We start from the raw sequence: 26,980 nt of genomic DNA on the forward strand, positions 1-26,980 counted from the left end.
CCACTTAATGCTGATCGATAATAGTATTTTCGTATTACCCTTCTTTAACCCATACAGCAACTAAGCCCAAAGAACCCTCTCCACCCATTAGATCTTTAATCTAAATAACCCCTTCAAACCATCGATTTTCCAATATTTCCACACAATGACCTCTCAAAAATCCCTTCCTTGTTTTTAGAATATTCAAAGGATATTCGGCTGCAATTGAGAAATTCTTAATAGGGAAAAATGATCATTTTTATTTGAATACTATCCAGTCAGTAATTGATTGTTTATTATTATAAGTAAGAATCTAAGATTTTTTGGTTTTTTTAGTCAGTTATTTAGGGAATAGGTAGGTTTATCAATGATGACTTTGTGAATTTTTTATGAAATTTGTCATTGTTTTCACATGGCTGTTGTTTTATAACTTTTATTGCATCTCAAGGAAGAACCGTTTTTTCTTTGAGGTGAACAACGTCTTATCATATTGGAGGAAGCTATGAATACTCAAACGAAACACAAGTTGGACAAAGATTGGGTGATTTTGATGAAGGAGGCGAAAAAACTTGGGCTGCAAATTGAAGATGTGAAAGAATTTCTTCGCAGTCAGCCCATCCAAAGCGATGCTGAAAAACAGATAAAGCAATAAGCGTTTAAAAGCATCAGTTATCCAAAAAAACAGGCGGTTCTGTTGAATCTTGGTCTATCAAGATGATCCAACCGGCTGTTTTAACGAGTGTTTTAATTGATAATGACGTATTTGAGCAGCAGGCTTGCTGCCTGTGTATAGATTCTGTCTGCTCCATAGAAACGAGCATTTTAAGGAGCAGCCTTACCTTTTGCCCTGTACATAGGTTGTTTCACTTTTTCCAGCTTCACTCTCTTAAGGGGTACCAGACCGGATTGATTAAGGCGTTTTAGAGGCATTGCTGACCAACGCTGATGCCAGCAGCCCCATACACTTTCTTCTGTATCGGTTTCGATTGCCTTTCTCCTGAAAGGGGGCGGAGCTTTTGGCCTTAATCCTTTTGATACCATCCTCGGGCTTCCTTTCCATACTCCCTTTTCTGTTAACCATCCGCCTATATAATCGGTTTTTTCGATGTTAAATATCTAAAATATCAATTTTACTGATGGTTGTTGTTATCTTAAACTGAATTCATGACCCATTCCAGAGGAGGATGATGAATATGGGGATAGCAGCAATCTGCGGAAGCTCCCGCGAAAACGGAAATACGGAAGAGTTGGTGAATCGATTAGTAGACGGACTTGATGCCGATAAGATCTACCTGCGAAACTATCACATTGAGCCCGTATCGGACTACAGGCACGGCAATACAGCCCCTTTGTATCCTGATGATGACTACAGAGACCTGATCAGCCGGGTGCTGGAGAAGGATATCCTGATTTTTGCCACTCCGATCTATTAGTACGGAATGTCGGGTTTGATGAAAAACTTTATTGACCGCTGGTCACAGACATTGATTGAGCACGGGAGATCTGCATTTAAACAGCAAATGGCGAAAAAAACGGTCTACGTCGCGGCTGTCGGAGACGATGATCCCCGCTTGAAAGGGCTGCCGCTTATTCAACAGTTTCAATATATCTTTGATTTTATGAACATGACATTCGACGGCTATTTGCTCGGCAAAGGGAACAAGCCCGGCGGCGTGGTGACAGACCGGACAGCGATTGTGTCTGCAAATGAACTGAGAAGGAAGCTGGCAGAGGCGGAAACGGGGCGGAAAGCATGGCAAATAAAAAGGCGAACAAACGGTTTTATTTATGGAAAAAGCATTTATTCGAGATGATCAGGTCTTTCATCTTATATAAATAAAAGGCTTTGTGAAAATTGAAGAATAAATCCGGAGCTTGTTACATACCTTTGTTGTATCTTTTCAGACAAACACAAGGAGGGTCAAAGAACAAATGGGAGAAGGCAAAATAGATTACAGCAAAGCTGCGGCATCTCCGGAGTTCCAGCGGTTGTTAAAGCGGAAACGGGCTTTTATTGTACCGATGACGATTTTCTTTTTGCTCTTTTATTTCCTGCTGCCGGTTATGACATCATACTTCACATTTTTGAATCAGCCGGCAGTCGGGGCCATCACGTGGGCATGGGTTTTCGCGATTGCTCAGTTTGTTATGACGTGGACGCTGTGCATTGTGTATACGAAAAAAGCCGGTCAATTCGATCAAATTGCAAGCGATTTCAAAAAGAAGATTGGAGGCGTTGATTCATGAGTGCCACAGCCTTTATTTTGTTTCTTGCCATTGTCGCCCTCACGCTTGTCATTACGTATTTCGCCGCTAAACAGACAAAAACGGCCAATGAGTTTTACACGGCGGGAGGGGGACTTACCGGCATTCAAAACGGACTGGCTATTGCGGGAGATTACATGTCAGCGGCTTCTTTCCTCGGAATTGCCGGGATGATCGCTTTGAACGGGTTTGACGGTTTCTTCTACAGCATCGGCTTCCTCGTCGCTTATTTAGTTGTCCTTTATATTGTGGCAGAACCGCTCCGAAACCTCGGCAAATTTACAATGGCGGACATGATTGCCTCTCGTTTTAAACAAAAGAAAATTCGCGGTGTCGCCGCATTAAACACAATCACGATCTCCACCTTTTATATGATTGCACAGTTAGTCGGCGCCGGCGCGCTGATCAAGCTTCTGCTCGGCATCGATTATACGCTGGCAGTGTGCATTGTCGGGGTTTTGATGACCATCTACGTCGTATTCGGAGGAATGATTGCAACCAGCTGGGTCCAGATCATCAAGGCCGTTCTTTTGATGGCGGGGACGCTAATCATTTCGGTCATCGTTTTTTCAAAATTCGGCTTCAGCCTGACGAACATGTTCGAACAAATGAAAACAGCTACTCCGCTCGGGGCGGATTTTCTAAACCCCGGCAATAAGTATAAAGTTCCTCTTGAAACACTTTCACTCAATTTGGCGCTCGTCCTTGGAACAGCCGGCCTGCCCCACATTCTCATCCGCTTTTATACAGTAAAAGATGCCAAAACGGCAAGGAAATCGGTTGTCTCGGCAACATGGATTATCGGTATATTTTATATTATGACGGTCTTTCTCGGTTTTGGTGCTGCCGCTTTTGTCGGTTTTGAAAACATTTTAGCTGCCGATAAAGCGGGGAATATGGCCGCACCGCTGCTTGCTCAGGCGCTCGGCGGAGATTTTCTGTTCGCCTTCGTCTCAGCCATCGCTTTCGCCACGATTTTGGCGGTAGTTACAGGACTTGTCCTGTCGGCGGCTTCTGCTTTTGCGCATGATATATACAGCCAGATTATCAGAAAAGGCGCGGCTACGGAAAAAGAGCAAATGATTGCTGCAAGGTGGGCTTCCATCGGCGTATCCGTCCTTTCAATTCTGCTTGCTGTCTTTGCCCAATCGCTGAATGTCGCGTTTCTTGTCTCGCTAGCATTTGCCGTGGCGGCAAGCGCCAATTTGCCGCTTATTATCTTCACCGTCTTCTGGAAAAGATTCAATGCCGCCGGCGCTTTGGCCGGCAGCCTGACCGGCCTTTTAAGCGCTCTGATCCTTGTCTCCATCAGCCCGAGCGTATGGGACCCGGCCGGAAACGCCATCTTTGTTGGAGACCCGCTCATCCCGCTTTCCAACCCGGGAATCATCTCTATTCCGCTCGGCTTTTTAGGCGCTTATCTTGGAACGATTCTATCTTCAAAAACCCCTGGTCAAGACGCGTTTGCAGAAATTCAGGTCAAAGCGCATACAGGCATCCACATGGATCAATCTTAAACCGTGTGCAGCCGAAAAAAACTTATGAGCCGGCCGGCCCATAAGTTTTTATTTATTCCCGAAAGCTTGCCAGCCGCTCGTTCAGCGTTTTCGTGTGCCGGTAGACATCTCTGTAAATTTGAAAGAGAGCTTCGTATTGTCTGCTGTATTCACGGCGGGGCGAAAAGGTTTCTTTGATGAGAACGAATCGGTCTGCACAAGCCTCAAGCGACGGAAACCAGCCGCACCCGACGGCCGCGATCATGGCTGCACCGTATGCCGGCCCCTGTTCGCTTGTCAGTCTGATGATGTCGGCGTTGAAGATATCCGCCTGGATTTGCAGCCATTGATTGCTTTTGGCGCCTCCTCCGATTGAAATCACACGGCTGATGTCTTTTCCCCCGGCACGGAATTGTTCAATGCTTTCATGAAGGGAGAATGTAATGCCTTCAATAACGGCTCTGACAAAGTCCGCCCGTGTATGTGCGCTGTCCATCCCGATGAAGCTGGCGCGAATATCTGCGTCGGCATGAGGAGTTCTCTCCCCTGACAAGTAAGGGGTAAACAGCAGTCCCCCGGCCCCGGGACGGGAATGGCCAATATCGCTGATTAATTCGTCAAATGACGCCTGCCCGGCAAATACATCTTTAAACCAGCTGAAGCTGCGTCCTGCAGAAAGCGTCACTCCCATCGAATAAAACGCATCGGGGGCTGCATGGTTCAGAAAATGAATATTGCCATTAAACTCTTGATCACGGTTTGATTCATATGTGAGAACAACCCCCGAGGTGCCTATGCTGCAAAGGGCGGTTCCTTCTTTTAAAATACCGGCGCCGACAGCGCCGCATGCATTATCAGCGCCGCCGGCAAACACCTTGACTTCAGGAGACAGCCCGGTTTCGGCCGCGAATTCCGGTCTGAGGCCGCCGACACAAGCGCCCGGTTCAATCAAATCCGGACATAAGGACTCCGGGATGCCGAGCTTTCTGCAGATTTCCCCGCTCCATGTTTGATGTCTCACATCTAGCAGGAGCGTTCCGGCCGCATCTGAATATTCGCTGTGAAGACGCCCCGTCATGGTGTACCTGACATAGTCTTTCGGCAGCAAAAAAACGGCCGCCTTTTCAAACAGCTCTTTTTCATATTCTTTCACCCATAAAAGCTTCGGAAGGGTAAAACCTTCGAGCGCCGGATTTTTCGCGATCTCGAGCAGGCGCTCCTTTCCGATTTTGTCGTTAATCAGCCGGCATTGTTCGGTTGTCCGTGTATCGTTCCACAGGATCGCGTTTCGCAAAACCTCTCCTTTGCCGTTTAAAAGTACCAATCCATGCATCTGTCCGGAAAAGCTGACCCCTTTAATCTGAGATGCTTTTCCCGGGAAATGCCCGACCAATTCCTTAATGGCTTCCTTCGTTTTGTCCGCCCATTCTGCGGGATCCTGTTCGGAATAACCGGAATGGGGCTCAATGATGGAAAACGGTTTGGAGACCTCGCCGCACAGCTCTCCCCGCTGATTGACAAGGATGATTTTAACCGTGCTGGTGCCGAGATCGACCCCGATTACGTATTCCACTAGTGTGTCTCCTTTCCTGCCGGCGCTTCGCGCAAAGCGTTCAATAAGTAACGGTTAACGGTCGCCTTCAGCCGTTCTTGGCGGCCTGACTGATTTTCAATATGGTCGTTTTCAAGAGCGTAAGCGGCGAGCTTTTTCAGATCGGTGCGGCCTTCTTTGATTTCAAGCCCGATGCCTTTCGTATAGCTCTCATAACGTTCTTCGATAACCTGATCGAGCGCTTTATCTTCAAGCAGACGGGAGGCGACTTTCAAGCCGACTGCATACGTATCCATTCCTGCGATATGAGCGTGAAACAAGTCCTCATCGGCAAATGACGGGCGCCTTACTTTAGCATCGAAGTTGATGCCGCCGGTTTTAAACCCGCCTGCTTTCAAAATTTCATACATCGCCAGAACCGCAGAATACAGATCGGTCGGAAACTCATCGGTATCCCAGCCCAAGAGCAAATCGCCCTGGTTGGCATCAATGGAACCCAGCATATCGTGCAAGGCAGCCACCCTTAGTTCATGCTCAAATGTATGCCCGGCCAATGTCGCATGGTTCGCCTCAAGATTAAGTTTAAAATGGTCTTTTAAACCGTAAGTTTCTAAAAAAGCGATCGTTGTGGCTGCATCAAAATCGTATTGGTGCTTCGTCGGCTCCTTCGGCTTCGGCTCGATTAAAAATTGGCCGTCAAAACCGATTTCACGCGCATACTCAACTGCCATTCTATAAAATGAAGACAAGTTTTCGAGCTCAAGCTTCATATCTGTATTCAGCAATGTTTCATAACCTTCTCTTCCGCCCCAGAACACATAGTTTTCCGCTCCAAGCTCTTTGGCGATGTCCAGGCCTTTTTTCACTTTTGCAGCTGCATAGGCATAGACGTCTGCATTGCAAGAAGTTGCGGCCCCGTGGACATATCTCGGATGCGTAAACATATTGGCTGTATTCCAAAGCAGCTGAACATGGCTTGTCTCCATCATTTCTTTGAGAAAAGACGACATTTGATCCAAATACGTGAAAGTTTCACGCAATGTTGCTCCTTCATCGACAATATCAACATCATGAAAACAGAAATAGGGCACGCCGAGCTTTTCAAAAAATTCAAAAGCCGCTTCCGCCCTGGCTTTCGCTTTATCCAAAGGATGTGTCAGCCGGTTCCACGCCCGGAACATCGTCCCGTCGCCGAAAGGGTCTTTCCCGTCCGCATCAAAGGTATGCCAATACGCAACAGCGAAGCGAAGGTGTTCCTTCATCGTTTTGCCGCCGACAAATTCATCAGGGTTGTAATATTTAAATGCGTAAGGATTTTCCGAATCGGCCCCTTCATACTCAATCATTCCGATATTTCTAAAAAACATTCCGATCTCCCCCTTCACTTTTCCTTGCAAACGTTAAAAAACAATGTTTGTTTAACCATTAAACTAACTTCCTTGTATGTATTTTACAGGATCAATTAATCGCTTTCAATGGAAATAGAGGAAAAAATAAGTTTTCAAAATTTGTTATACTATAATAAATTCACAGCTTCAAAGCAATGGAGTGATTGACATTGAATACAGCGGATCAAGCCCTTGTAAAAAAAATGAACAAAGCCCTGATTTTTGAGCAGATTATTGAAAACGGACCCGTCTCAAGGGCCAAACTTTCGGAAATAACAGGATTAAATAAAGCGACCGTTTCCTCCCAAGTGTCTTCCCTGCTTCAAAAGGACATCATTTATGAAACCGGCCCCGGCGAGTCAAGCGGCGGCAGAAGGCCCGTTATGCTGAAATTCAATCGAAAAGCCGGCTATGCGGTCGGTGTAGATGTCGGAACCAATTATATAATTGTTGCGTTAACCGACCTTGAAGGGCATTTGATTGAACAATTCGAACGAACGCTTGATGAAGAAGACATTCAGGCGACAGAAGAGGCATTAATCGAATTGACGGGGCTTGCCGTTGACAAAATACCGCCTTCCCCATTCGGATTGACCGGAATCGGCGTGTGCGTGCCCGGCTTGGTGGACAACGAACGGCATGTAGTCTTTACGCCAAATAAGCCGATCCATTTGATTCCGATAAAAGAAAAACTGGAAGAAAGGTTCGGCGTTCCCATTTTAATTGAAAACGAAGCCAACGCCGGCGCCGTTGGCGAGAAGGAATACGGGGAAGGCGGCCAGCTTGAGCATGCCGTGTTTGTCAGCATTAATACCGGGATCGGTTTAGGGATTTTAATGAATGGAAAATTGTTTAGAGGTGTGCAAGGTTTTTCCGGAGAAGCCGGGCACATGTCCATTCACTTTGACGGTCCGTTATGCCGGTGCGGAAATAGAGGCTGCTGGGAGCTTTACGCTTCAGAAAAAGCCGTCTTCTCTCACTATGCAGCGAATTCCGGGGCCCAGCTTTACGAAACCGTTAAAGAACTTGCAGACCGCGGTGATCCGGGCATGATGGAGACGTTTGAACGCTTTGGCTTTCATATCGGCATCGGGCTTCTCAACATCTTGAAAACGTTGAATCCCGACACCATTATCTTGCGGAATACCATAGTGGAATCCTATCCGAGCATCGTCGATGCGATCAAAAAAACGATTGCCTCAAGAAGCGCAGCAGAAGCCTTGTCTAATTATCATTTAAAAATCTCCACGCTCGGCCGCACCGCCTCAGCGCTTGGGATGTCCTCCCTTGTAACCGAACGTTTTCTGGAACGGTTTATGAACGAGAGATTTTAATCTTCATATAAAAAAGCGCATATTCCATTTAGGAATGTGCGTTTTGCAGATTGTTGATAAAATCCCAAAACGGCTTTTTGTTTTGGGATTTTATCATCCTTTCAGCGTGATTGAAAACCCTTGCAGTCTAGGAAGGTCGAGCATCGGAGCGGAGCGAATGTTGGAATTCGTGAGCACCGACGCGCAGGCCTGACAACGAATGCGAGGGTTTCTCGACACGCTGAAAAGCGCATATTCCATTTAGGAATGTGCGCTTTGTTTGGTAGCTTGGACTTTCTCGCTAAACGCCTCGGCGGCCTGCTTTGGATCGGCGGCTTTGCTGATGGCGCTGATGACACTGATGCCGTCCGCCCCGGCCTCGATGACGGGGACGCAGTTTTCGACCGTGATCCCGCCGATTCCGACCACAGGAATGCCAATTCCCTGCCTGCGGATCTCTTGAATGAGCGAGACGCCCTGCACAGCTTTTGTATCCCGCTTTGTTTCAGTAGGGTAAACAGGCCCCGCACCGATGTAATCCGCTCCATCCTTTTCCGCCTTTAAGACTTCTTCAAGTGTATGCGCGGAAACGCCGAGGATTTTGTCCCCGATTCTCGCTCTGACGTCTGCGGCCTTATCATCATCCTGGCCGATATGCACGCCATCTGCGTCAAGTTCAAGCGCGAGTTCTACATCATCGTTGATAATAAACGGTACATTGAACTGTTTGCACAGCGCCTGCACCTGTCGGGCAAACGCCGTTTGATCTCCGGCTTTCAACGCACCCTCGCCTTTTTCGCGGAATTGAAAAAGGGTCGCACCGCCTTTTAAAGCTTTTTCAATAACAGTTAAAGGATCCCCTGCGGTATTGTTTGACCCCATAATAAAATAGACCGACAACAGATCTTTCATTGCTTCTTCTGAGACTCGCGTCATCTTATTCCACCTCTCTGATCCTGCCGCGTTCTTTTATATCCATAGCTTCAACGGCAGCAAGCTGATTCAAAAACTCGATTTGGAAACTTCCGGGCCCCCGGCTTTCCGTTTTCGCCGCGGCCAACTCGGCCGCTGTTCCATAAAAAGCGGCTGCAGATACAGCGGCACGGCAAACGTCTTTTTCAACGGCGCAAAACGCACCGATGACAGAGGTAAACAAGCAGCCTGTCCCCGTCACTTTCGTAAGCAGCTGATGTCCGTTGCCCACGGTATACGTTTTTGTACCATCCGTTATCACGTCTTCAGCACCGGTTATGATGACTGCTGTATCCCATAATTTCGCGGCTTTTTTTGCGAGCTCCGTTCTGTCGCCGCTCTCTTCACCCGCGTCCACGCCTTTGATCAGCCAGTCTTCCCCAAGCGTGTTGGCAATTTCCGCAGCATTGCCTCTGACGGCAGAAACCTTCACTTTGCGCATGATCGCTTGAGCCGATTCCGTTCGAAACGGCGTCGCCCCCGCACCGACCGGATCAAAAATAACCGGCACCCCATGTTCATTAGCTGACTTTCCTGCAATAATCATCGCTTCAACAGATTCACGGCTGAGCGTGCCGATGTTCAGCACAAGGGCTCCGGCGATCTTTGCCATGTCGGCGGCCTCTTCCCTCGCATACGCCATCACCGGCGATGCGCCGAGAGCCAGCAAACCGTTTGCCGTAAAGTTGGTGACGACATTGTTTGTCATATTGTGTACGAGCGGTTTTTGCTTTCTGACTAACTCAATTCCCCTTGCGGCATCTTCCATATTCATTCGCCTGCATTCCTTTCTGTTTTTGAATTCTCGCTCCATATATACGATTTTGTATGATCAATCCACGCCCTCGCCGCGAACGACAGATAGCGGTCTTTTCTCCAAATGACGGCGACATGCCAAGGAATGGCCGGCCTCACCAGCGGAATGATCCTCACCCTTTCAGGGTCAAGATCCCGGCAGATCCTTTCGGGCAAAAGACCTATCCCAAGGTTCGCGGAAACCATTTCGCTGATGAAATCCCATTGTGAGGTTTCATAAATGACATTCGGCTGAAATCCCGCCTTCAAGCAGGCCGTAATGATCCGTTCGTGAAGAACAAAGTCTTCCCGGAAGAAAATAAACGGTTCTTCGCTTAACTGCCGAAGCTCGATCTCTTCCGCATCGGCAAAACGATGGGACAGGTGGACGATTAGCATTAAGTCTTCTTTAACAATTGTAAAGGAGTGAAAAATCTCCTCTTTTGCAGGCAGGACGACAACGCCGATATCAAGCGATCCGTCCTCTACTCCCTCCTGCACTTTCACAGACCCGTGTTCAACAAGCTGAAAGGTGACGTTCGGATACTTATCTCTGAAATCCCCTATCACTTTCGGAAAAAACCGGAGCCGATCATCGGCGGCAGACCGATCCTCACATGCCCTTTTTTGACGTCCATCAAGTCGTTCAGCTCAGAAGTTAAATTTTGAAATGACTTGGTGATTTCCTGGGCCTGCACATACATGCTTTGCCCCGCATCAGTCAGCTCGATCTGCCGGCCGCGCCGGTAAAACAGCTCGATGCCCAGCTCTTCTTCAAGGTTTTTAATCATTTTGGAAATCGTCGGCTGAGATATGTATAATGACTGAGCGGCTTTTGTGAAGCTTTTCAGACGGGCTACCTCCAAGAAATAGGTTAAGTGGCGTATGTCCATTTGTTTGACACCCTTTCAGAGTTCCTGCGTGTATTCATATTCTAAACCAAATTCATTGTTTTCTGCACCCCCGCGAGAGCCACAATAAAAAAAACGCCGCCGGCATACAGCCGGCAGCGCCTATCTTCGGGCAATCGCCTCATCCTGTTCCTTCAGCGTGTCCACATTTGAGCGGGTGTCCTCAATGTTTTTACGAACAGCCTCTTTATACTGTTTGACCATATTGCAAATTTCGGCTTCTCGTTCAAGCCACTTTTTCGTAAAATCAAGGTTGTTCCGCCCGAGCGCTCCGGCTGGCGGGCTTTTTAAAGATACGGCTTGAAGCGTGCTGCTTACTTGTTCCAGCTTCTTCATAACCGCTGCATGGTTAAGTTTAATCGTTTTGCTCATTTCAACCATCCTTTTAAACCGTTGATTGTGCTGTGCAGAGCGTCGACGGCTTCCTCTCCTTTTTCCATCAGAAAGTCCGCCCGGTCGGCTGACCAGCTTGCAGCCTGAACAGCTCCTTTTTCAGCATCTAAAGCAAATATCTTTAAATCGATTTTATGAATATACCGATCATACTCATCGGTGAAAATTCTGTACATTGCCGTGTGCGCTTCATCACGTGCTTCGTCAAAATCGGCTGCCCTGCTTCCGGTCCACGACTCATTAAGATTCGGCCGCAAAATCTGCCTGATTTCTTCGATTCCGAGGTTTTGTTCCCGCTCTACATCGCGCTTTGCCCGCTCCAGCCTTGCAATTTGTTCTTCCAGCTCTGCCGCCTTATGGGAGAGGACACCGTGTATTTTTTGCAGCGTGTCTGAGTAGTCCATTATTGTCACCTCTGAAATTGCAGTATGATTCGCATTGATTATTTCCTTGTCAAATCATGATCCGGTTTGTTTTTCATAGATTCACATCTTTGACTAGACTTGCTCTCATTTCCAATATTTATAGTTTAAGTCGAAAATCACGGATGTTGAATAGGCTTTAAAGACTGTTTTTAGGGATATATACACAGTTCGCCATCATCCTCACACCGCATTTCAAGGACATATAACCCGTCTTTTTGAATCATCTGTACACCGCTTTCATTGCGGACAAGTCTAAAGGCACGGGAACACGGCGGTTTAATGGTCACAAAAAATCGCCAAATGATTCCGTATGACGTTTTCCAATTTTAGTTATTAAACTGTTGCTTTTGACCTGATTTGCGCTTTTAACTATAGACAAAATGAATAATATATATTCTGTATATGTATTTTACCTATACTTGAAACTCATGTACACTCTTGTTTAGAAAGGGGGATAATGACATGAAAACATTCATTAAAGGATTAGGTCAGGTCGCTCTTTTGTTTTTATTCGCCCGTTTCATGAATCTGATTGTCGAGGTTCTTCATATAAACATTCCCGGCAGCATTCTCGGGATTATCGTCATTTTTGCGCTTCTCCATTTCAAAATCATTAAGCTGGAATGGATTGAAATCGGCGCGCTGTGGCTTCTCGCGGAGCTGCTTTTGTTCTTCGTCCCTTCAGCCGTCGGGATTATGAACTACGGAGATATTCTGGCTGAATTCGGCACAAGCATTATACTCGTTGTCCTCATCAGTACATTCGTCGTCATGGTGTCGACCGGAATGCTGACTCAATTGATTGCCAAAAGAAAGGAAAGAAAAAAAACATGCTCATCGGATGCTTAAGCCTGATCGCAACAGTTTTAATCTATTTGGGCGCAAAAGCGGTGTATTCACGCCATCCAAAGGTGTATGCGTCACCTTTATTGGTCACGCCGGTGATACTGGTCGGCCTGCTGCTTTTCATCAACGTCCCTTTTGAAGCGTACAATGCGGGCGGACGCTTGTTGACGGACATGCTCCAGCCGGCAACCGTGGCTTTTGCGATTCCGCTGTACAAATACTTTCCAGTCTTGAAAAAATACGCGGTTGAGATCATTATCAACGTGGCTGTAGGCTGCTGTATCGCGATCCTGTCAACAGCGTTTATCGCAAAACTCTTCAAGCTGAATGAAGACCTGATCGAGAGCCTCGTTCCCAGATCTGTCACAACGCCAATTGCAATGAACGTTTCTGAAATGATCGGCGGAATGCCGGCGGTGACCGCTGTTTTTGTCATATTGACCGCCTTGTTCGGATCAGTGATCGGACCGATGGTCATTCGCTACTTCCGGATTGATAATGAAATCGCGAGGGGCGTACTGCTTGGCACAAGCGCCCACGGCGCAGGTACGTCAAAAGCATTTGAGCTGAGCTCCGTGTCCGGAACGATCTCAAGCGTGTCGATGATCCTGGCCGCGATCATCACGCTTTGCGCAGCGCCGTTTCTGATTTCCCTTATTGCAGTGTAATAGCCGAAAAAAAAACCAAATTGGTGAAGGTTTTTCCGCCAATTTGGTTTTTTCATTTAGAAATCGATCAGCCATATGAATATAGACATCATCAATAATACAACGGCCAGAATAAAAGAAATACACCTAAAAGACCTGTCATGCAGCAGTTTTGGGGAAATTGCTTTTAACAGTTTGACGTTCAGTAAACCGATCAAACCGAAAAGTGTGAAGACTCCCGATCCATCCGCCGCCATTTCCGAGAAAAATCCATCGCCTTTTTCTTTGGAAAATGCCCACAGGAATCCTGCGAAAGCCCCTGTGAGAAAAGCGGTCGTCAACAATACTTTGACAAAGGCCATCACTAGATTCTCAACCTTTCAGCTGTTCAACCGCAGTCTCAAATTCCTTTTCAATCTCTGCCCGCGGCTTCTTTGTCATCAGGCTGACGGCGATGATCACGACTGTACAAACAATAAATCCGGGAATGATTTCATAAACCGGGTCAAACGCTTTCACTTGCTCCCACACAATAACGGTCAGCGCTCCGGACAGCATCCCTGCAAGCGCGCCCCACTTCGTCATTCGTTTCCAATACAGGCTCAGCAAAACGACAGGGCCAAATGCCGCCCCGAAGCCTGCCCATGCATAGCCGACAAGATTCAGAATCGTTTCATTCGGATGAAGCGCCATCAAGAGTGCGATCAGTGAAATGGCGAGGACAGACAGCCTTCCGACAAGTACAAGTTCTTTATCAGAAGCCCCTTTCCGGATAAACGCTTTATAAAAATCCTCTGTCAGCGCGCTTGAGGTTACAAGAAGCTGTGAAGAAATTGTGCTCATCACCGCTGCTAATATGGCGGCCAGCAAGAACCCCGTAATCATTGAAGGGAACAAAAGGTCGGCAAGCTTAATGAATATCGTCTCGGCATTCTTTAACGTAAGATGATTCGCACTGAAATAGGCAATGCCGACGAGTCCTGTCAGCATCGCTCCGCAAATCGAAAAGATCATCCAGCCCATGCCGATTCTTCTGGCACTCTTCAATTCTTTCACGCTTGAAATCGCCATAAACCTGACAATAATATGAGGCTGTCCAAAGTAGCCGAGACCCCATGCCAGTAAAGATATGATACCGATTACGGTTGTTCCTTGAAACGGACGGAGGAGATCCGGGTTAACCGCGTTCACTTCCGAAAACGCCGGCGCAATTCCCCCCAGTTGAACAAACACGACTACCGGCATTAAGATGAGCGCGATAAACATGATCGTCCCTTGAACAAAATCGGTCCAGCTGACAGCCAAAAAGCCTCCGAAGAGCGTATAAAGAATGACAACCCCGGCCGTCAGCCAGATGCCGATCCGATAATCCAGGTGGAATGCGGTTCTGAACAGCTCTCCGCCCGCCACCATTCCGGATGATGTATAAAAAGTGAAAAATACTAAAATAACAAAAGCCGACGTCATCCGTAACAGTCTTGAACCGTCTTTAAAACGGTTTTCGAAATAATCGGGTATAGTAATGCTGTTGCCGGCCGTTTCCGTATACGTCCTTAGCCTCGGCGCGACATACACCCAGTTCAAATAAGCGCCGATTGTCAGACCGACAACGATCCAGCCGCTGCTCAATCCGTTCAGGAACATCGCACCGGGCAGCCCCATTAATAGCCAGCCGCTCATATCGGAAGCTCCTGCGCTTAACGCGGTAACGGCGGGACCCAGATTTCTTCCGCCAAGCATGTAATCGGTCAAATTTGATGTCCTGCGATATGCAAAATATCCGATGAAAAGCATTCCCGCCATATAAATACCTATCGATATTAAAATTCCGTAATTCATAGCTTCCCCCTGCCTGTGTGATTTGCGTAATATCAATATACATGAATAATTGACCGACAGGTATTGTTTTTATCGCAAATTTTTTCTCCAGCCTTACATTAACGATGGCGAACCTGTAAAAAGACAACTTTTAAATAATCGCCCTCAGGATAGCTTTTCACCGTTTTAAAATCTTCGGGAAGCGAATGCTCCTCAAGCACTGTAAAGCGCGTCCCCGTTTCTTTGCATGCCTCTTCGATAAAGCCTTTGAATTTTTTCATTCCAAATGCGCTGCTGTTCGTCGAAGCGACGATCACACCTTGATCTTTAGTGATTCGAATCGCGTCTTTTAACAGATTTTTGTAATCCTTTGCCGCGCTGAATGTATGCTTTTTCGTTCTCGCAAATGAAGGGGGATCAAGGATGACAAGGTCAAAGGCGAGTTCTTTTTTGGCCGCGTATTGAAAATATTTAAAAACGTCCATGACTTTAATCTCATGAGCTTCATAGTCCAGCCCGTTCACACTGAATTGTTCGATCGTCCTGCTTAAGCTGCGGTTTGCAACATCAACGCTCGTCGTTTTTTCAGCGCCTCCGAGCGCCGCCGCCACAGAAAATGCGCCGGTATATGAGAATGTGTTGAGCGCGGTTTTCCCTTCCGCATACCGGTCCCTAACCGCCTTGCGGACATGGCGCTGATCGAGAAAAACGCCGGTCATCGCTCCGTCATTGAGGTAAACGGCAAAATGAATGCCGTTCTCTTTCACAATGATCGGAAAGTCTCCTCTTTCGCCTTTGACAAAGTCGTCATCTTCCACATACTGCCCGGCCGTATTAAACCGTTTTTTCTCATAAACAGCTTTATAATCCGTCAATTCATCAAGGGCTTCCATAATCGTTTCTTTAAGCGTATAAATCCCTTTGCTGTACCATTGGAACAAATAGTAGCCGTCATAATAGTCAATCGTAAAGCCGCCGATTCCGTCGCCTTCCCCGTTAAACAAACGAAAAGCGGTCGTATCCGGGTCTTGAAAAAGCGATTTTCTGGCTTGAAATGCTTTCGCCAGCCTGCTTAAAAAGAATGACTGGTCAATCGATTCCCCCTCGTTTCGAGTCAGAATCCAGCCGATCCCTTTGTTTTGCTCGCCATAATAGCCCTTTCCTAAAAACCTGCCGTTTTCATCGGTTATCCTGATCAGCGATCCTTCTTTTATGCCGTTTTCTTGCGAAGAAACGGCCTCTTTTTCGATTAGGGGATAGCCCTTTTTCATTTTTGCAGCGAATGGATGTTTTATTTTTAATGTATGCATTTTAATTCAGTCCTTATCTTAAAGTCTTCTCTATCCTACCATAACGCCTGATAGATGTTCTTATTCATCATGTAATCGATATAATTGACAGATGATTCCGATTTTTCTAAGATGATGGAGAAACTAAAGGAGGAATGGCGAAATGGCGCGAATCGACCACGTAGGACTGATGGTGAAAGACATTGATGCTTCGATCGCATTCTACCAGAATGTGATCGGAATGACGCTGAAAGGCAGAATGACCCATACAAACGGCGTCATGAAACTCGCTTTTTTAGGCTTTGAGAACAGAGACGAGACAGAGCTCGAACTGATCGAGGGATATAACGACAACCTTCCTCAGGAAGGAAAAGTTCATCATTTTGCCGTCTCGACCGATGATATCGAGGCTGAATTTGATCGCGTAAAAGGCGCCGGCATCAAGCTGATGGAAGATGAGATTACCGTATTGCCGAACGGCTTCCGCTATTTTTTTCTTTTTGGGCCCGAAGGAGAAATGGTCGAGTTTTTTCAAAGAACATAACCGGACGCGGCTTATCGCCGTTTCCGGTTTTTATTGAACGCGGAAAGCCGGCTGCTGTTTTTCGATAAACCTTTTGATGTTTTGATATGTCATCTCTTCGATGCGCCTGATGCTCTCATACGTAGCGCCGCCGATATGCGCCGTGCAAATGACATTGCTGAGACCGGCGATCCGGGCAGCCGGCGGTTCGGTTTCAAAGACGTCCAATGCTGCGCCTCTGATCTGTTTTTGCTCAAGCGCTTGAATAAGCGCGCTTTCGTCCACCACTTCTCCGCGGGCAATGTTGATCAGGTACGCGGTTTTCTTCATTTTTGCCAGTTTTTCTTGATTGATTAAATGATAGGTGGCAGGTCTCAATGATGTGCTGATACATACAAAGTCCGATTTTTCCAGGAGATCGTCAAGCTCGGCGAACCTCACATTCAGCCGTTTGGCTGCATTGTAGTCTTTGTATGTGCCGTACGCCAAAACGTTCATATTAAACCCGGCAGCCCGCCTTGCAACCTTTTTGCCGATTTCCCCAAAACCGATAAGCCCCAGCGTTTTTCCATCGAGCTCATAGCCCATCGCCGCTTGCCATAAGCCCGCTTTGACTGCCGCGTTTGACTGCGGGATCGAACGGGCGCCAGACAGCAGAAGACCGAATGCCAAATCGGCGACCGCCGAGGCATTTTAGCCGGGTGCATTCGTGACGAGAATCCCTTTTTCGTTTGCATATTCCACATCAATATTGTCGATTCCCGCGCCGAATTTCATGATATACCGGAGTCCCGGAGCGGCGTCGATCAGCTCCCGGTCCGCTTTTTCAACGCCGGCGATATAAATATGGACATCCTTGATATGAGTCAGTAAATCCTGTCTCGTCAACCGATTTGAATCCAAAAACGCAAATTCGGCGCCGAGCCGTTCGACCCTTTCTCTCAAGCGCGGCGCAGCGCGGTAAAACAGTCCGTTGAGCGTCAACAGCACTTTAACCAAAAGCTCTCCTCCATTCAGCAGGAATTTTCCCGACCAGAAAAATGCTTGTTTCCGAAGGAAACAAGCGAATATGGGGATACGTCAGGGTTTGTTGTCATTATATCGATTCATCCTGCGATTTAAAATGAGATTGGCATGTTAGCTGACATGGTTTTTAGACAATTTGGCCGGCTGGTTAAAGGCTGTGGACTGCAAATACTTAAAATATTGACGGGCGTACGGGTGTGAGGTGTTTGAATTCCAAGGCTTGTTTCCGCCGCAGAAATGAACGATTGCCGGGTTTGCCCTTGTTTCCATATAGCGCTTTTGATCGATGAGGGAAGCCGGTGTTTTTTCTTTTAAAATAATGTGTGTTTGGGCGTTCCACCTCGGATGAAGTTCGAGCCACTGATCATAAAGAATCGCGTTCAATGCGTCTTGGTCATGAAACACAAACATGTCTTCATCGTTGTTATTGATAAAGTCGATGACTTTTTTCGAAATGTCGTTTTTTCTCCAAGCTTCCATATCGATGATCATTAAGCCCGAGTTAAAATATTTTGCTTCATCGCTGATGTTCATCTTTTTCAGCCGTTCATGCTGGCCTGCATCTTCAACCGCCGCCGCGAAATAAGGTGAAATGTCCATGTCCCACAGCTTCGATATATCCTCTAAAACTAAGGCGTCGCAGTCGACATAGATCATTCGTTTAACGGATTCGTCATCAATCAGATCGGGAATGGAAATTCGATAGTAAGCCGCTTTTGTAATATGGCTGCTTTCGACCGCTTTGTCATACTGGCTTTTTTCCACATTAAGAAATGTAATAGGAGCTCCGAATTGGAGGGTCGTCTCTTCCAGACGCTTTTTATTCTCCGGTTCAATCCCTCCGTCGATGACATACAGTTTCACCTCGCGCGTCTGATCCATATTCGTCAGCAATGATGAGAACATCACGCTTAAATGCTGTGCGTAGTTATTGTCTGTACAAGAAATAATATGCATGGTTCGGTCGCTTTTCATATGTCGTCCATCTCCTTTTCTTTTTTTGTTCTATTCCCTTTTTTCGAAAAATAAACACCGTTGATAGGCCGAAAAAAAAAAGGATCATGCAAGATCCTCAGATTGTATAGCGTCTATTTTGCTATCTTTTAGCAAGATGCTGCTTTAAATAAAAGTAAGGATAGCCAACAATGATAAGCGGAGCTGCTAATGCAAGGAGTATCCATGAGCCTGAGTGACTGCCTCTAATGACTCCAATGAAAATACAAGTACCGACGAGAAAATATAATAAAGCACCTAAGAACCAATACATCTTCATTCCTCTTTTTCTTTACGCTTGTTCTTGGATTGACGATTTTTGTATCTATGCTTGTCTGTTTTTTCGTTCGCATTGCTTAATCGATCAGGGCACTGATTTTTTGACACTTTCTCAGTTCGGATTCCTTTTCTTTTTAATGATAAAATTGTGAGATCAATCGATTTCAATGTTGATCATTCCTTTAATCAATAGTGAGTTCCTCATTATTTTAAATGTAAATTTGGAAAGATAAAACGTACATAAAGGCAGAATGCATATGTACGTTTGGGCAATGTTCATATGTTGGGAAGATCTAATGGTTCACTGCACATTGGTATTGTTGTGTTCCTTCTCTTCCTATAAAATGATTGGATAAATATATGTTGACGTTCAATGAAATGGGATCGATTTTCATAAGTCTCTTTTTGGTTAAACTGTTAAAGGAAGTGGATGAGGTTTGCTGATAAGGAATCCTTTCAAAGAAAAATACTACTCACATGATAGGCGGGCATTAAATATGCTTGCACTCAGAGTGCCGGGCCTGGCTTTTATTCTCATGATCTATGTCGCCTCTATCGTGCTGCAATTTCTTAATGGGAGCTGGTCCATTTTATTGCTTAATGTGTTTACGGTATTGACCGCCATCTTTGCTTTGTTGCATTGGCACTCATATCGCTGGGTTAAGAAAAGGGTGATTCTGTACTTCGTATTACAAGGTTTGATCACTTTTACACTTGCTAATGTCATGTCAGGCTTTTTAGTGCTAATCATCATTGGCCTTTATGCATTTTTGATCGGACAGATTATAGGAATGGCAGACAGAAGAAAGACGTTCCTCATCCTTTATTTATTGCTTCTGCTGTCAATCACTGTACTATATCATATTCACAAAGGTGAATATTTGCATTTTCTTGTCATAGCAGTACCTATTATGATCGTGATTATCACATATGCCGCTACATTTTTTGCCCAAGTCGATGAAAAGACAAAAGCGCAGCTGACTCTTGAAAGGCTGGAGCTGGCTCATCAGCAGGTAGAACAGCTGACGCTGCAAAACGAGAGACAGCGTATGGCCCGGGACTTGCACGATACGCTTGCTCAGGGGCTGGTCAGTTTAAATATGCAGCTGGACGCTATTCATGTTCATCTCGCCAAAGACAACACAGAGAGAGCAAAAGAAATCGTTCAACAATCTATGAATAGAGTGAAAAGCACACTAGCTGATGCACGTTCAGCGATTGACGATCTGCGCAGCAAATCAGAAGAAATCGGTTTTTTAAAAGAAAGAATTACCTCATTAATGGATCATTTTCAAGAGTCGACAGGCATGGCTTGCTTTTTAGACTACAGATTAGACCAAGTGCCGGACGTTCGAACAGCTGAAAACTGTTATTACATCATTGGAGAATGCATAGCGAATGCCGTAAAGCATGCTGAAGCAGAAACGATCTCAGTGTCCATTTGGGATGATGATAAGAGGAGGCTCCATTTAACCGTCAAGGATAACGGCAAAGGATTTGATGTTGAAAAAGGCAAGAAAAAGAGAGGACATTATGGGCTTCTCGGCATAGAAGAACGCGTCAGAGCAATGAAAGGCCAATTCAATATAAAGAGTACAACATCTAAAGGAACACAAATTGATATCACTGTACCAATTCAGGGAGAGATGCCAGATGAATAAGGTTTTAATCGTTGATGACCATCTTGTCGTGAGGGAAGGTCTGAAGCTTTTAATTGAAACGAATGATCACTACATCATCATAGGAGAGGCGGAAAATGGCAAAGCAGCAGTTCGCCTTGCAGATGAATTAAAACCGGATATTATTCTCATGGATTTGTATATGCCGGAGATGAGCGGGTTAGAAGCCATTAAACTAATAAAAGAAAAACACGACATCCCCATCATTATTTTGACTACGTATAATGAAGATCACTTAATGATCGAAGGAATTGAATTAGGGGCGAAAGGATATCTATTGAAGGATACAAGTTCAGAAACCCTTTTTCATACGATGGACGCAGCAATAAGAGGAAACGTGCTATTGCAGCCTGATATCTTAAAACGTCTGCAAGAAATCCAATTGGAGCGGATGAAGAAGCAGAGCAGTGATACGCAGCTGACAGAAAAGGAAGTCATAGTTCTAAAAGCAATTGCTAAAGGTCTTAAAAGCAAAGCGATTGCCTTTGATTTGGGCGTCTCTGAGAGAACAGTAAAGTCTAGACTAACGTCCATTTACAATAAATTAGGCGCGAATTCAAGAACTGAAGCAGTGACGATTGCCATGCAAAGAGGCGTTCTGACATTAGACTAATAATATCAAATTAAAATTTGCCCAAACGTACATGCCCGAATGTACGTTTTTTTTATTTCATTGTCCACTACAATGAGAAAGAATGTGATCAAGCAATGTGTTGAAAGGAGATTATCATGTCAAAAATGTTATATAAATTAGGAGGATGGGTTGCTCGCAATCGCATAAAAGTAATATGCGCATGGATCGTTGTGCTAGTTGCTTCGATAGGCCTTGCAATCACGTTAAAACCAAGTTTTTCTGAGGATATGTCCATACCTGACACACCTTCGGAAAAAGCGATGGATGTCATTCAAAAAGAATTTCCCCACGGTCCTGATAAAGGGAGCATACGGGTTATTTTCGGTGCTGAAGATGGGGAGAAACTGACTTCGAAGTCAGCGGAAAAAGCAATAGAAAATACGTTAAAGGAAATCGATAAAGATGGTTCCGTTGACTCGATTGCAAGTCCTTTTGTGACAGGAACAATCGCGAAAGATGGCACAGTTGCCTATGCTGATATCAAGTATAAATCATCAGCAGATGATATTAAAGATTACTCTATCAAACACTTAAAAGACAGTTTGAAAATGGCTGATTATGAAGGATTGCAAACTGAACTAAGCGGAGATGTACCAGGAGCTGAGATGGAGATAGGCGGTATCTCTGAAATTGTCGGCATTATTTTGGCCTTTATCGTTTTGGCCATTACGTTTGGCTCTTTATTAATAGCAGGTTTGCCGATTTTAACAGCACTGATTGGATTAGGTGTAAGTATTGGGCTTGTTTTGATTGGGACACAAGTATTCGATATCGCTTCCGTCAGTCTATCATTAGCCGGAATGATTGGCCTTGCAGTTGGAATTGATTATGCTTTATTTATTTTTACGAAGCACCGCCAGTTTTTAGGCGAAGGTATACAAAAAAATGAATCAATTGCGAGAGCTACAGGAACAGCCGGGAGTGCAGTCGTTTTTGCCGGACTTACTGTTATCGTAGCACTTTGCGGATTGACTGTCGTTAACATTCCTTTTATGTCTGCAATGGGGCTGACAGCAGGACTTAGTGTACTGATGGCTGTTCTCGCTTCAATCACGCTTGTGCCTGCCGTCTTGTCGATAGCGGGGAAACGGATGGTTCCGAAAGCAAACAAGAAAAAAGAAAAACAAAGCGCGGAAACAAATGTCTGGGGACGCTTTGTCACAAAGAATCCTATCATGCTAAGTGTATGCAGCATTCTGATTTTGCTCGTTATTAGTATCCCATCTATGCATTTGGAGCTGGGCTTGCCTGATGCAGGGATGAAAGCGAAGGATAACCCGGATCGCCGGGCTTATGACTTGCTTGCCGACGGTTTTGGAGAAGGATTTAATGGTCAATTAACAATCGTAGCGGATGCCGCAAGTGTAACAGAAAATAAGGCGGAAGCCTTCGCAGATGCAGTGAAAGAAATAAAGGAACTGGACCATGTAGCGAGTGTCACTCCGGCAATGCCTAATAAAGAAGGGAACTTTGCCATCATTACAGTAGTTCCTGAAACAGGTCCAAATGATGCAGCAACGAAGGATTTGGTAAAGGATGTACGCAGCTTATCAGATAAAAACGGAGTAGATTTGCTCGTTACTGGATCAACCGCAGTGAATATTGATATTTCAGATCGCCTTAATGATGCGATACCGGTGTTTGCTGTACTCATTGTTGGTTTTGCGTTTGTATTGCTGACAATCGTATTCCGTTCGTTGCTTGTGCCTCTTGTTGCTGTCGCAGGTTTCATATTGACGATGACAGCCACTCTTGGAATCTGTGTATTTGTTTTACAAGACGGGAATCTCATCGACTTTTTCAAAATACCTGAAAAAGGGCCGATACTCGCGTTCCTGCCGATTTTATCCATTGGGATTCTGTTCGGATTAGCGATGGATTATCAAGTATTCCTTGTAAGCAGAATGCGTGAAGAATATGTAAAAACAAAGAATCCAGTACAAGCCATTCAGGCTGGATTAAAACACAGCGGTCCTGTTGTCACCGCAGCCGGCCTGATCATGATATTCGTTTTTGCAGGGTTTATCTTTGCTGGTGAAGCTTCTATTAAAGCCAACGGGTTGGCTCTTTCCTTTGGTGTGCTCTTTGATGCATTTATTGTACGAATGACACTGATTCCAAGTCTGATGAAGCTGATGGGGAATGCAGCCTGGTATTTGCCAAAATGGCTGGACAAGATCATTCCGAATGTAGACATAGAAGGGCATCAACTCACGAAGGAAATACAGCCAGAAACAGCTCATGAACAAAAGAAACAAATCAGTATGTAATAGAAAGCAGATCTTTTACGAGATCTGCTTTTTTGCTTCATACGGACGTTTATTTTTTAGAAAAGGTTAATCGCTAATATCAGCCATGGAAAAGAATCATGCATGATCCTTTTTTTCTCTCACCTTCCCGGCGATCCAAAACGGCAAATAGAGAAGATAGAAGAAGACGATCGTGACCGCTTCAGCTGATAAAAGATACCACGGCCATGGCCCGAGCACATCTAACAGCGATGCTCCGCCGCCGGGCTTCTTCATCATGTACATATAGTTCGAGTTCAGCAAACGGTTGATCAAAAAAATGAGAGCGCCATAAACATTGACAAGAAGAAACGTGACCCAGAGAGAGCGAACCGTCGGCTTATACCTTTCGGCTGCAATCATCAGGAGGCAGGCGAGAACGACGATCCCGTGGGAAATGAAAAATTCAAAAAAGCGGAAATGAGGAAAGCCGTACCTTCCCAAGTCAGGCGTCAGAATCGCCTGCAGCGCGCTTCCCAAACCGGCAAAATAAAGAAATTTAAACAAGTTGAGGTTTTTCGTCAATAACAGGATGATGACAAGGTAAACCGAAAGGTCGCTGAGGTGGAGCGGCAAACAATAGCGCGGCGTCCATGAGTTCACATAAACGAACCAGGAGTGGTAGCCGATTTCCGAAATAATGAGAACCGCCACAAAGACATAACGAATTAACCGGTTCCATTCCGGCTTTTGGAGCGTCTTCCTGAAGACGAACAGACAAACACCAAGCGCCGCAATCACTAGCAAAGTCACAATATGGGATGCTGAAAATAGCTGAAACGAGCCGAGCTGATAATCTTTTTGAAAGTATGTTTTCATCCTGAGCACCTGTCATCAAAATATTTGAACGTTATTTTGTGACAAACCATGATCTATTATTCAAAAAGGCCGCCGAATATCCGGCAGCCGGGTGTCACATAGAAATAGAATCGTTTTCCTCTGCGTTATCATTGACCTGAATCCGTTCAACCTTTCCGACAAGAAAGATGTAGGAAAGCGCTCCCGCAAGGGCGAGGGCTCCGATAAAGACGAGGGCGGGCGCAAAGCTTCCGCCGTTGGCGAGAAAGCCGATGACAATCGGAACGATAACGGAGGCGAGGCTGCCGACAAAATTAAATACTCCGCCGGTCAGCCCGATCAAATGCTTAGGCGCTAAAGACGATACAAGCACCCATGTAATGGAGGCCAAACCGTTTCCAAAAAAGGCGAGCGTCATAAACAAAATGATCAGAGATGTCTGATCGACATAATTGGCACCGATAATTGAAATAGACAGGAACAATCCGGTAATAATCGGTGTTTTGCGGGCAACCCCGGCCGATACGCCTCTTTTGATCAAAAAGTCGGACAGGAAGCCGGACAACAGAACACCGGTAAATGCCGCAAGAAATGGAAGCGAGGCGAGAAAACCGGATTGGAGAAAATCAAGGCCTCTATATTTTACAAGGTATGTCGGAAACCACGTCAGAAAAAACCATAAAGTCGAATTAACGGCGAACTGTCCGATATATATGCCCCACAGCTTGCGATGAGCGGTCACTTGTTTAAAATGCTTCCAAGTAAATGCCAATTTCTCTTTCTCGGAAGTCCGGCCGCGGCGGACGATACCCCCGCCTTTTTCAATATGGTCAAGTTCAGCCTTGTTTACCTTTGGATGACGATCAGGATCACGATAAAAGATATACCAGATCAGGCCCCAGATGATGCCGATCACCCCTGTTACAATAAAAAGGCCGCGCCAGCCGACGACATGCTGGATGGCGCTGAGCGCCGGCGTCAAAAATGCAAGGCCGGCAAATTGCCCCGACGTATAAAATGCAATGGCTGAAGCTCTTTCCTGTTCAGGGAACCATGAAGTCACCACCCGGTTATTGGTCGGAAAAGCCGGCGCTTCAAACGCTCCGGTCGCAAGACGCAAGCCGAATAGCGAACCGAAGCCGCGGACAAACCCCTGAAGCAATGTTGCGAGCGACCATGTAACCAAGGTAAAGCCGTAGACAAGCCTCGGGCCAAACCGGTCGACAAGCCCGCCGCCCGGTATTTGCAGTGCGCAGTAAGCCCAGCCGAAAGCTGAAAAAATCAAGCCCAATTGAACGGCAGACAAGTTTAAATCGTCCCCGATTGCAGAAGCTGCAACAGAGATATTGCTTCGATCCATATAATTGATCACGACACATACAAAAATAAACAGCAGTACCCGCACTCTAACCTTTGTCGGCTTCTCTTTTAAAGTTGTTTGTTTCATGACAGGCCCTCTCCTTTTATTTGTTTGTGATGACGGACACCTTTTGAAAACGGTATCATTTTTACCATTCAGCTATGCTTCCGTCCTTGTGCCGCCATACCGGATTGCGCCAGTTGTGCCCGATATCAGCCATTTTACGGACGTGATCTTCATTGATGTCCACCCCAAGGCCAGGTCCATCCGGAATCCGGACATAGCCGTCCTCATAGAAAAACACCTTTTGATCTACTATATAATCAAGCAAATCCGTCCCTTTGTTGTAATGGATCCCTAAGCTTTGTTCCTGTATAAATGCATTGTGGCACGTTGCATCAACCTGAAGGCATGCCGCCAGAGCGATCGGGCCCAGCGGACAATGAGGGGCGGCGGCGACATCAAATGCTTCCGCCATCGACAGGATCTTTTTGCATTCGGTAATTCCGCCGGCGTGTGACAAGTCAGGCTGAATGATATCGACATAGCCGTCAGTCAGCAGGTTTTTAAACTGCCACTTTGAAAACATCCGTTCTCCAGTCGCAATCGGAATTGAGACGAGGCTGGCGATATCGCGGAGCGCCTCGTTGTTTTCCGGCAGAACAGGCTCTTCTATAAACATCGGCCGAAACGGTTCAAGCTCCTTTGCCAAGATCTTCGCCATCGGCTTGTGCACCCTGCCGTGAAAGTCAATGCCGATTCCGATGTACGGGCCGACCGCTTCTCTGACTGCTGATATTCTTTCAATCACCTGATCGATTTTTTCATGTGAATCGATGTATTGCAGCTCTTCCGTGCCGTTCATTTTGACGGCTGTAAAGCCTTTATCAACCACCTGTTTGGCAGCGAGGCCGACGTCTTGAGGCCTGTCTCCGCCAATCCATGAATAGACCTTGATCGATTCCCTGTTCTTCCCTCCGAGCAGCTGATGCACGGGAGCGTTGTAAAACTTGCCCTTAATGTCCCAAAGCGCTTGATCGATGCCTGCAATCGCGCTCATCAGAATGGGCCCGCCCCGATAAAACCCGCCTCTGTACATGACATTCCAATGGTCTTCGATGTTCATCGGGTCTTTGCCGATCAAATATTCCATTAACTCGCCCACAGCCGCCTTAACTGTCGCGGCCTTTCCCTCGATTACCGGCTCTCCCCATCCTGTAATGCCTTCATCCGTTTCGATTTTTAAGAAAAGCCAGCGCGGCGGAATTAGGAAACACTCGAATCCTGTTATTTTCATCTCTGATCTCCCCT

Annotated in this window: 27 protein-coding genes and 2 pseudogenes; 11 read left to right on the forward strand and 18 right to left on the reverse strand. The window is 46.0% G+C overall.

Annotated features, from left to right (window positions below; all coding sequences use genetic code 11):
* Positions 1–481 precede the first annotated feature (481 nt).
* The 4 genes and pseudogenes from TRNA_RS41385 to TRNA_RS41405 all read left to right on the forward strand — a co-directional run bounded on the left by TRNA_RS41385 (position 482) and on the right by TRNA_RS41405 (position 3,761).
* Positions 482–631, forward strand: coding sequence for an anti-repressor SinI family protein (locus tag TRNA_RS41385; RefSeq protein WP_003186207.1), 150 nt, complete (start codon positions 482–484; stop codon positions 629–631).
* A 541-nt stretch (positions 632–1,172) separates the two neighbouring features.
* A pseudogene (locus TRNA_RS41395) lies at positions 1,173–1,793 on the forward strand (flavodoxin family protein).
* Between the two features lie 118 nt (positions 1,794–1,911).
* Positions 1,912–2,226, forward strand: a complete 315-nt coding sequence (locus TRNA_RS41400) for a DUF485 domain-containing protein (protein ID WP_003186216.1) — start codon at positions 1,912–1,914, stop codon at positions 2,224–2,226.
* Entirely contained in the window at positions 2,223–3,761 is a 1,539-nt protein-coding gene (locus tag TRNA_RS41405) for a solute symporter family protein (RefSeq protein WP_003186218.1), read from the forward strand. Before TRNA_RS41400 ends, TRNA_RS41405 begins: the two co-directional genes overlap by 4 nt.
* Positions 3,762–3,813: 52 nt before the next feature.
* Here the strand turns inward: TRNA_RS41405 and xylB are convergent, their stop codons facing one another.
* Positions 3,814–5,313: a xylulokinase gene (xylB, locus tag TRNA_RS41410; protein WP_011198414.1), complete on the reverse strand. Its 1,500-nt coding sequence runs from the start codon at positions 5,311–5,313 to the stop codon at positions 3,814–3,816.
* Entirely contained in the window at positions 5,313–6,659 is a 1,347-nt protein-coding gene (gene xylA / locus TRNA_RS41415; protein ID WP_011198415.1) for a xylose isomerase, read from the reverse strand. Before xylA ends, xylB begins: the two co-directional genes overlap by 1 nt.
* A gap of 191 nt (positions 6,660–6,850) precedes the next feature.
* Between xylA and TRNA_RS41420 the strand changes: the two genes are divergently transcribed.
* A complete protein-coding gene (locus tag TRNA_RS41420) occupies positions 6,851–8,014 on the forward strand; it encodes an ROK family transcriptional regulator (protein ID WP_003186224.1) in 1,164 nt (387 codons plus the stop codon).
* Between the two features lie 240 nt (positions 8,015–8,254).
* Here TRNA_RS41420 and thiE read toward each other — a convergent pair whose 3' ends face one another.
* The 5 genes and pseudogenes from thiE to TRNA_RS41445 all read right to left on the reverse strand — a co-directional run bounded on the left by thiE (position 8,255) and on the right by TRNA_RS41445 (position 11,468).
* Positions 8,255–8,929, reverse strand: a complete 675-nt coding sequence (gene thiE, locus TRNA_RS41425) for a thiamine phosphate synthase (protein WP_011198416.1) — start codon at positions 8,927–8,929, stop codon at positions 8,255–8,257.
* 1 nt (position 8,930) lies between these two features.
* Positions 8,931–9,740 carry a hydroxyethylthiazole kinase gene (thiM, locus tag TRNA_RS41430; protein WP_003186229.1) on the reverse strand — a complete coding sequence of 270 codons (810 nt, stop codon included), beginning with the start codon at positions 9,738–9,740 and terminating at the stop codon, positions 8,931–8,933.
* A pseudogene (gene cidR, locus TRNA_RS41435) lies at positions 9,737–10,653 on the reverse strand (cidABC operon transcriptional activator CidR). Before cidR ends, thiM begins: the two are co-directional and overlap by 4 nt.
* Positions 10,654–10,773: 120 nt before the next feature.
* Entirely contained in the window at positions 10,774–11,043 is a 270-nt protein-coding gene (locus tag TRNA_RS41440) for a YwqI/YxiC family protein (RefSeq protein ID WP_009329829.1), read from the reverse strand.
* Positions 11,040–11,468, reverse strand: coding sequence for a YwqH-like family protein (locus TRNA_RS41445; RefSeq protein WP_003186232.1), 429 nt, complete (start codon positions 11,466–11,468; stop codon positions 11,040–11,042). The genes TRNA_RS41440 and TRNA_RS41445 overlap by 4 nt, the downstream gene beginning before the upstream one ends.
* A 483-nt stretch (positions 11,469–11,951) precedes the next feature.
* On the opposite strand from TRNA_RS41445, the gene TRNA_RS41450 reads away from it, so the two are divergent.
* Complete coding sequence (locus TRNA_RS41450; RefSeq protein ID WP_003186233.1) at positions 11,952–12,338, forward strand: CidA/LrgA family holin-like protein; 387 nt, start codon at positions 11,952–11,954, stop codon at positions 12,336–12,338.
* Positions 12,320–13,003 (forward strand): CidB/LrgB family autolysis modulator, encoded by a 684-nt coding sequence (locus TRNA_RS41455; protein WP_003186234.1) that lies wholly within the window; start codon positions 12,320–12,322, stop codon positions 13,001–13,003. The genes TRNA_RS41450 and TRNA_RS41455 overlap by 19 nt, the downstream gene beginning before the upstream one ends.
* Positions 13,004–13,059: 56 nt before the next feature.
* Here TRNA_RS41455 and TRNA_RS41460 read toward each other — a convergent pair whose 3' ends face one another.
* The 3 genes from TRNA_RS41460 to TRNA_RS41470 form a co-directional block, all read right to left on the reverse strand.
* Positions 13,060–13,344 (reverse strand): hypothetical protein, encoded by a 285-nt coding sequence (locus tag TRNA_RS41460; RefSeq protein ID WP_009329830.1) that lies wholly within the window; start codon positions 13,342–13,344, stop codon positions 13,060–13,062.
* Positions 13,345–13,354: 10 nt separating this feature from the next.
* Complete coding sequence (gene putP, locus TRNA_RS41465; protein WP_003186236.1) at positions 13,355–14,821, reverse strand: sodium/proline symporter PutP; 1,467 nt, start codon at positions 14,819–14,821, stop codon at positions 13,355–13,357.
* A gap of 98 nt (positions 14,822–14,919) precedes the next feature.
* Positions 14,920–16,110, reverse strand: a complete 1,191-nt coding sequence (locus TRNA_RS41470; RefSeq protein WP_003186238.1) for a class I SAM-dependent rRNA methyltransferase — start codon at positions 16,108–16,110, stop codon at positions 14,920–14,922.
* Positions 16,111–16,252: 142 nt separating this feature from the next.
* Here TRNA_RS41470 and TRNA_RS41475 point away from each other — a divergent pair, with 142 nt between their 5' ends.
* Positions 16,253–16,633 (forward strand): VOC family protein, encoded by a 381-nt coding sequence (locus TRNA_RS41475; RefSeq protein ID WP_003186240.1) that lies wholly within the window; start codon positions 16,253–16,255, stop codon positions 16,631–16,633.
* Positions 16,634–16,663: 30 nt separating this feature from the next.
* Here the strand turns inward: TRNA_RS41475 and TRNA_RS41480 are convergent, their stop codons facing one another.
* The 5 genes from TRNA_RS41480 to TRNA_RS44200 all read right to left on the reverse strand — a co-directional run bounded on the left by TRNA_RS41480 (position 16,664) and on the right by TRNA_RS44200 (position 19,078).
* Positions 16,664–17,284 carry an NAD(P)-dependent oxidoreductase gene (locus TRNA_RS41480; RefSeq protein WP_223307064.1) on the reverse strand — a complete coding sequence of 207 codons (621 nt, stop codon included), beginning with the start codon at positions 17,282–17,284 and terminating at the stop codon, positions 16,664–16,666.
* 21 nt (positions 17,285–17,305) lie between these two features.
* Entirely contained in the window at positions 17,306–17,602 is a 297-nt protein-coding gene (locus TRNA_RS44195; protein ID WP_223307126.1) for a hypothetical protein, read from the reverse strand.
* A gap of 147 nt (positions 17,603–17,749) precedes the next feature.
* Positions 17,750–18,613, reverse strand: coding sequence for a glycosyltransferase family 8 protein (locus TRNA_RS41485; RefSeq protein WP_003186243.1), 864 nt, complete (start codon positions 18,611–18,613; stop codon positions 17,750–17,752).
* A gap of 121 nt (positions 18,614–18,734) precedes the next feature.
* Positions 18,735–18,911: a hypothetical protein gene (locus TRNA_RS43665; protein ID WP_085959885.1), complete on the reverse strand. Its 177-nt coding sequence runs from the start codon at positions 18,909–18,911 to the stop codon at positions 18,735–18,737.
* Complete coding sequence (locus TRNA_RS44200) at positions 18,908–19,078, reverse strand: hypothetical protein (RefSeq protein ID WP_003186246.1); 171 nt, start codon at positions 19,076–19,078, stop codon at positions 18,908–18,910. The genes TRNA_RS43665 and TRNA_RS44200 overlap by 4 nt, the downstream gene beginning before the upstream one ends.
* 269 nt (positions 19,079–19,347) lie before the next feature.
* On the opposite strand from TRNA_RS44200, the gene TRNA_RS41495 reads away from it, so the two are divergent.
* From TRNA_RS41495 to TRNA_RS41505, 3 genes are all read left to right on the forward strand, one after another.
* A complete protein-coding gene (locus tag TRNA_RS41495) occupies positions 19,348–20,571 on the forward strand; it encodes a sensor histidine kinase (RefSeq protein ID WP_011198417.1) in 1,224 nt (407 codons plus the stop codon).
* Positions 20,564–21,202 carry a response regulator gene (locus tag TRNA_RS41500; protein ID WP_003186252.1) on the forward strand — a complete coding sequence of 213 codons (639 nt, stop codon included), beginning with the start codon at positions 20,564–20,566 and terminating at the stop codon, positions 21,200–21,202. The genes TRNA_RS41495 and TRNA_RS41500 overlap by 8 nt, the downstream gene beginning before the upstream one ends.
* A 116-nt stretch (positions 21,203–21,318) precedes the next feature.
* A complete protein-coding gene (locus TRNA_RS41505; RefSeq protein WP_011198418.1) occupies positions 21,319–23,493 on the forward strand; it encodes an MMPL family transporter in 2,175 nt (724 codons plus the stop codon).
* A gap of 96 nt (positions 23,494–23,589) precedes the next feature.
* Here the strand turns inward: TRNA_RS41505 and TRNA_RS41510 are convergent, their stop codons facing one another.
* The 3 genes from TRNA_RS41510 to dgoD form a co-directional block, all read right to left on the reverse strand.
* The gene (locus TRNA_RS41510) at positions 23,590–24,330 is read right to left on the reverse strand and encodes a YwaF family protein (protein WP_011198419.1); all 741 of its coding nucleotides are present in this window, start codon (positions 24,328–24,330) and stop codon (positions 23,590–23,592) included.
* Between the two features lie 94 nt (positions 24,331–24,424).
* Positions 24,425–25,756, reverse strand: a complete 1,332-nt coding sequence (locus tag TRNA_RS41515) for an MFS transporter (RefSeq protein WP_003186259.1) — start codon at positions 25,754–25,756, stop codon at positions 24,425–24,427.
* Positions 25,757–25,817: 61 nt separating this feature from the next.
* Positions 25,818–26,966: a galactonate dehydratase gene (gene dgoD / locus TRNA_RS41520; protein ID WP_003186261.1), complete on the reverse strand. Its 1,149-nt coding sequence runs from the start codon at positions 26,964–26,966 to the stop codon at positions 25,818–25,820.
* Positions 26,967–26,980: the final 14 nt, after the last annotated feature.

The organism is Bacillus licheniformis DSM 13 = ATCC 14580 (assembly GCF_000011645.1).
Taxonomy (GTDB): Bacteria; Bacillota; Bacilli; order Bacillales; family Bacillaceae; genus Bacillus; species Bacillus licheniformis.

Excerpts from the sequence above, each read along its gene's own strand:
- TRNA_RS41385 (WP_003186207.1), top strand. The coding sequence starts at position 482 with ATGAATACTCAAACGAAACACAAGTTGGACAAAGATTGGGTGATTTTG.
- TRNA_RS41400 (WP_003186216.1), top strand. The coding sequence starts at position 1,912 with ATGGGAGAAGGCAAAATAGATTACAGCAAAGCTGCGGCATCTCCGGAG.
- TRNA_RS41485 (WP_003186243.1), bottom strand. The coding sequence starts at position 18,613 with ATGAAAAGCGACCGAACCATGCATATTATTTCTTGTACAGACAATAAC.
- TRNA_RS41440 (WP_009329829.1), bottom strand. The coding sequence starts at position 11,043 with ATGAGCAAAACGATTAAACTTAACCATGCAGCGGTTATGAAGAAGCTG.
- dgoD (WP_003186261.1), bottom strand. The coding sequence starts at position 26,966 with ATGAAAATAACAGGATTCGAGTGTTTCCTAATTCCGCCGCGCTGGCTT.
- TRNA_RS41505 (WP_011198418.1), top strand. The coding sequence starts at position 21,319 with ATGTCAAAAATGTTATATAAATTAGGAGGATGGGTTGCTCGCAATCGC.
- TRNA_RS41460 (WP_009329830.1), bottom strand. The coding sequence starts at position 13,344 with ATGGCCTTTGTCAAAGTATTGTTGACGACCGCTTTTCTCACAGGGGCT.
- putP (WP_003186236.1), bottom strand. The coding sequence starts at position 14,821 with ATGAATTACGGAATTTTAATATCGATAGGTATTTATATGGCGGGAATG.
- TRNA_RS41510 (WP_011198419.1), bottom strand. The coding sequence starts at position 24,330 with ATGAAAACATACTTTCAAAAAGATTATCAGCTCGGCTCGTTTCAGCTA.
- TRNA_RS41515 (WP_003186259.1), bottom strand. The coding sequence starts at position 25,756 with ATGAAACAAACAACTTTAAAAGAGAAGCCGACAAAGGTTAGAGTGCGG.
- TRNA_RS43665 (WP_085959885.1), bottom strand. The coding sequence starts at position 18,911 with ATGAAGATGTATTGGTTCTTAGGTGCTTTATTATATTTTCTCGTCGGT.
- TRNA_RS41455 (WP_003186234.1), top strand. The coding sequence starts at position 12,320 with ATGCTCATCGGATGCTTAAGCCTGATCGCAACAGTTTTAATCTATTTG.
- TRNA_RS41445 (WP_003186232.1), bottom strand. The coding sequence starts at position 11,468 with ATGGACTACTCAGACACGCTGCAAAAAATACACGGTGTCCTCTCCCAT.
- thiM (WP_003186229.1), bottom strand. The coding sequence starts at position 9,740 with ATGAATATGGAAGATGCCGCAAGGGGAATTGAGTTAGTCAGAAAGCAA.
- TRNA_RS41475 (WP_003186240.1), top strand. The coding sequence starts at position 16,253 with ATGGCGCGAATCGACCACGTAGGACTGATGGTGAAAGACATTGATGCT.
- TRNA_RS41405 (WP_003186218.1), top strand. The coding sequence starts at position 2,223 with ATGAGTGCCACAGCCTTTATTTTGTTTCTTGCCATTGTCGCCCTCACG.
- TRNA_RS41500 (WP_003186252.1), top strand. The coding sequence starts at position 20,564 with ATGAATAAGGTTTTAATCGTTGATGACCATCTTGTCGTGAGGGAAGGT.
- thiE (WP_011198416.1), bottom strand. The coding sequence starts at position 8,929 with ATGACGCGAGTCTCAGAAGAAGCAATGAAAGATCTGTTGTCGGTCTAT.
- xylA (WP_011198415.1), bottom strand. The coding sequence starts at position 6,659 with ATGTTTTTTAGAAATATCGGAATGATTGAGTATGAAGGGGCCGATTCG.
- TRNA_RS41470 (WP_003186238.1), bottom strand. The coding sequence starts at position 16,110 with ATGCATACATTAAAAATAAAACATCCATTCGCTGCAAAAATGAAAAAG.
- TRNA_RS41450 (WP_003186233.1), top strand. The coding sequence starts at position 11,952 with ATGAAAACATTCATTAAAGGATTAGGTCAGGTCGCTCTTTTGTTTTTA.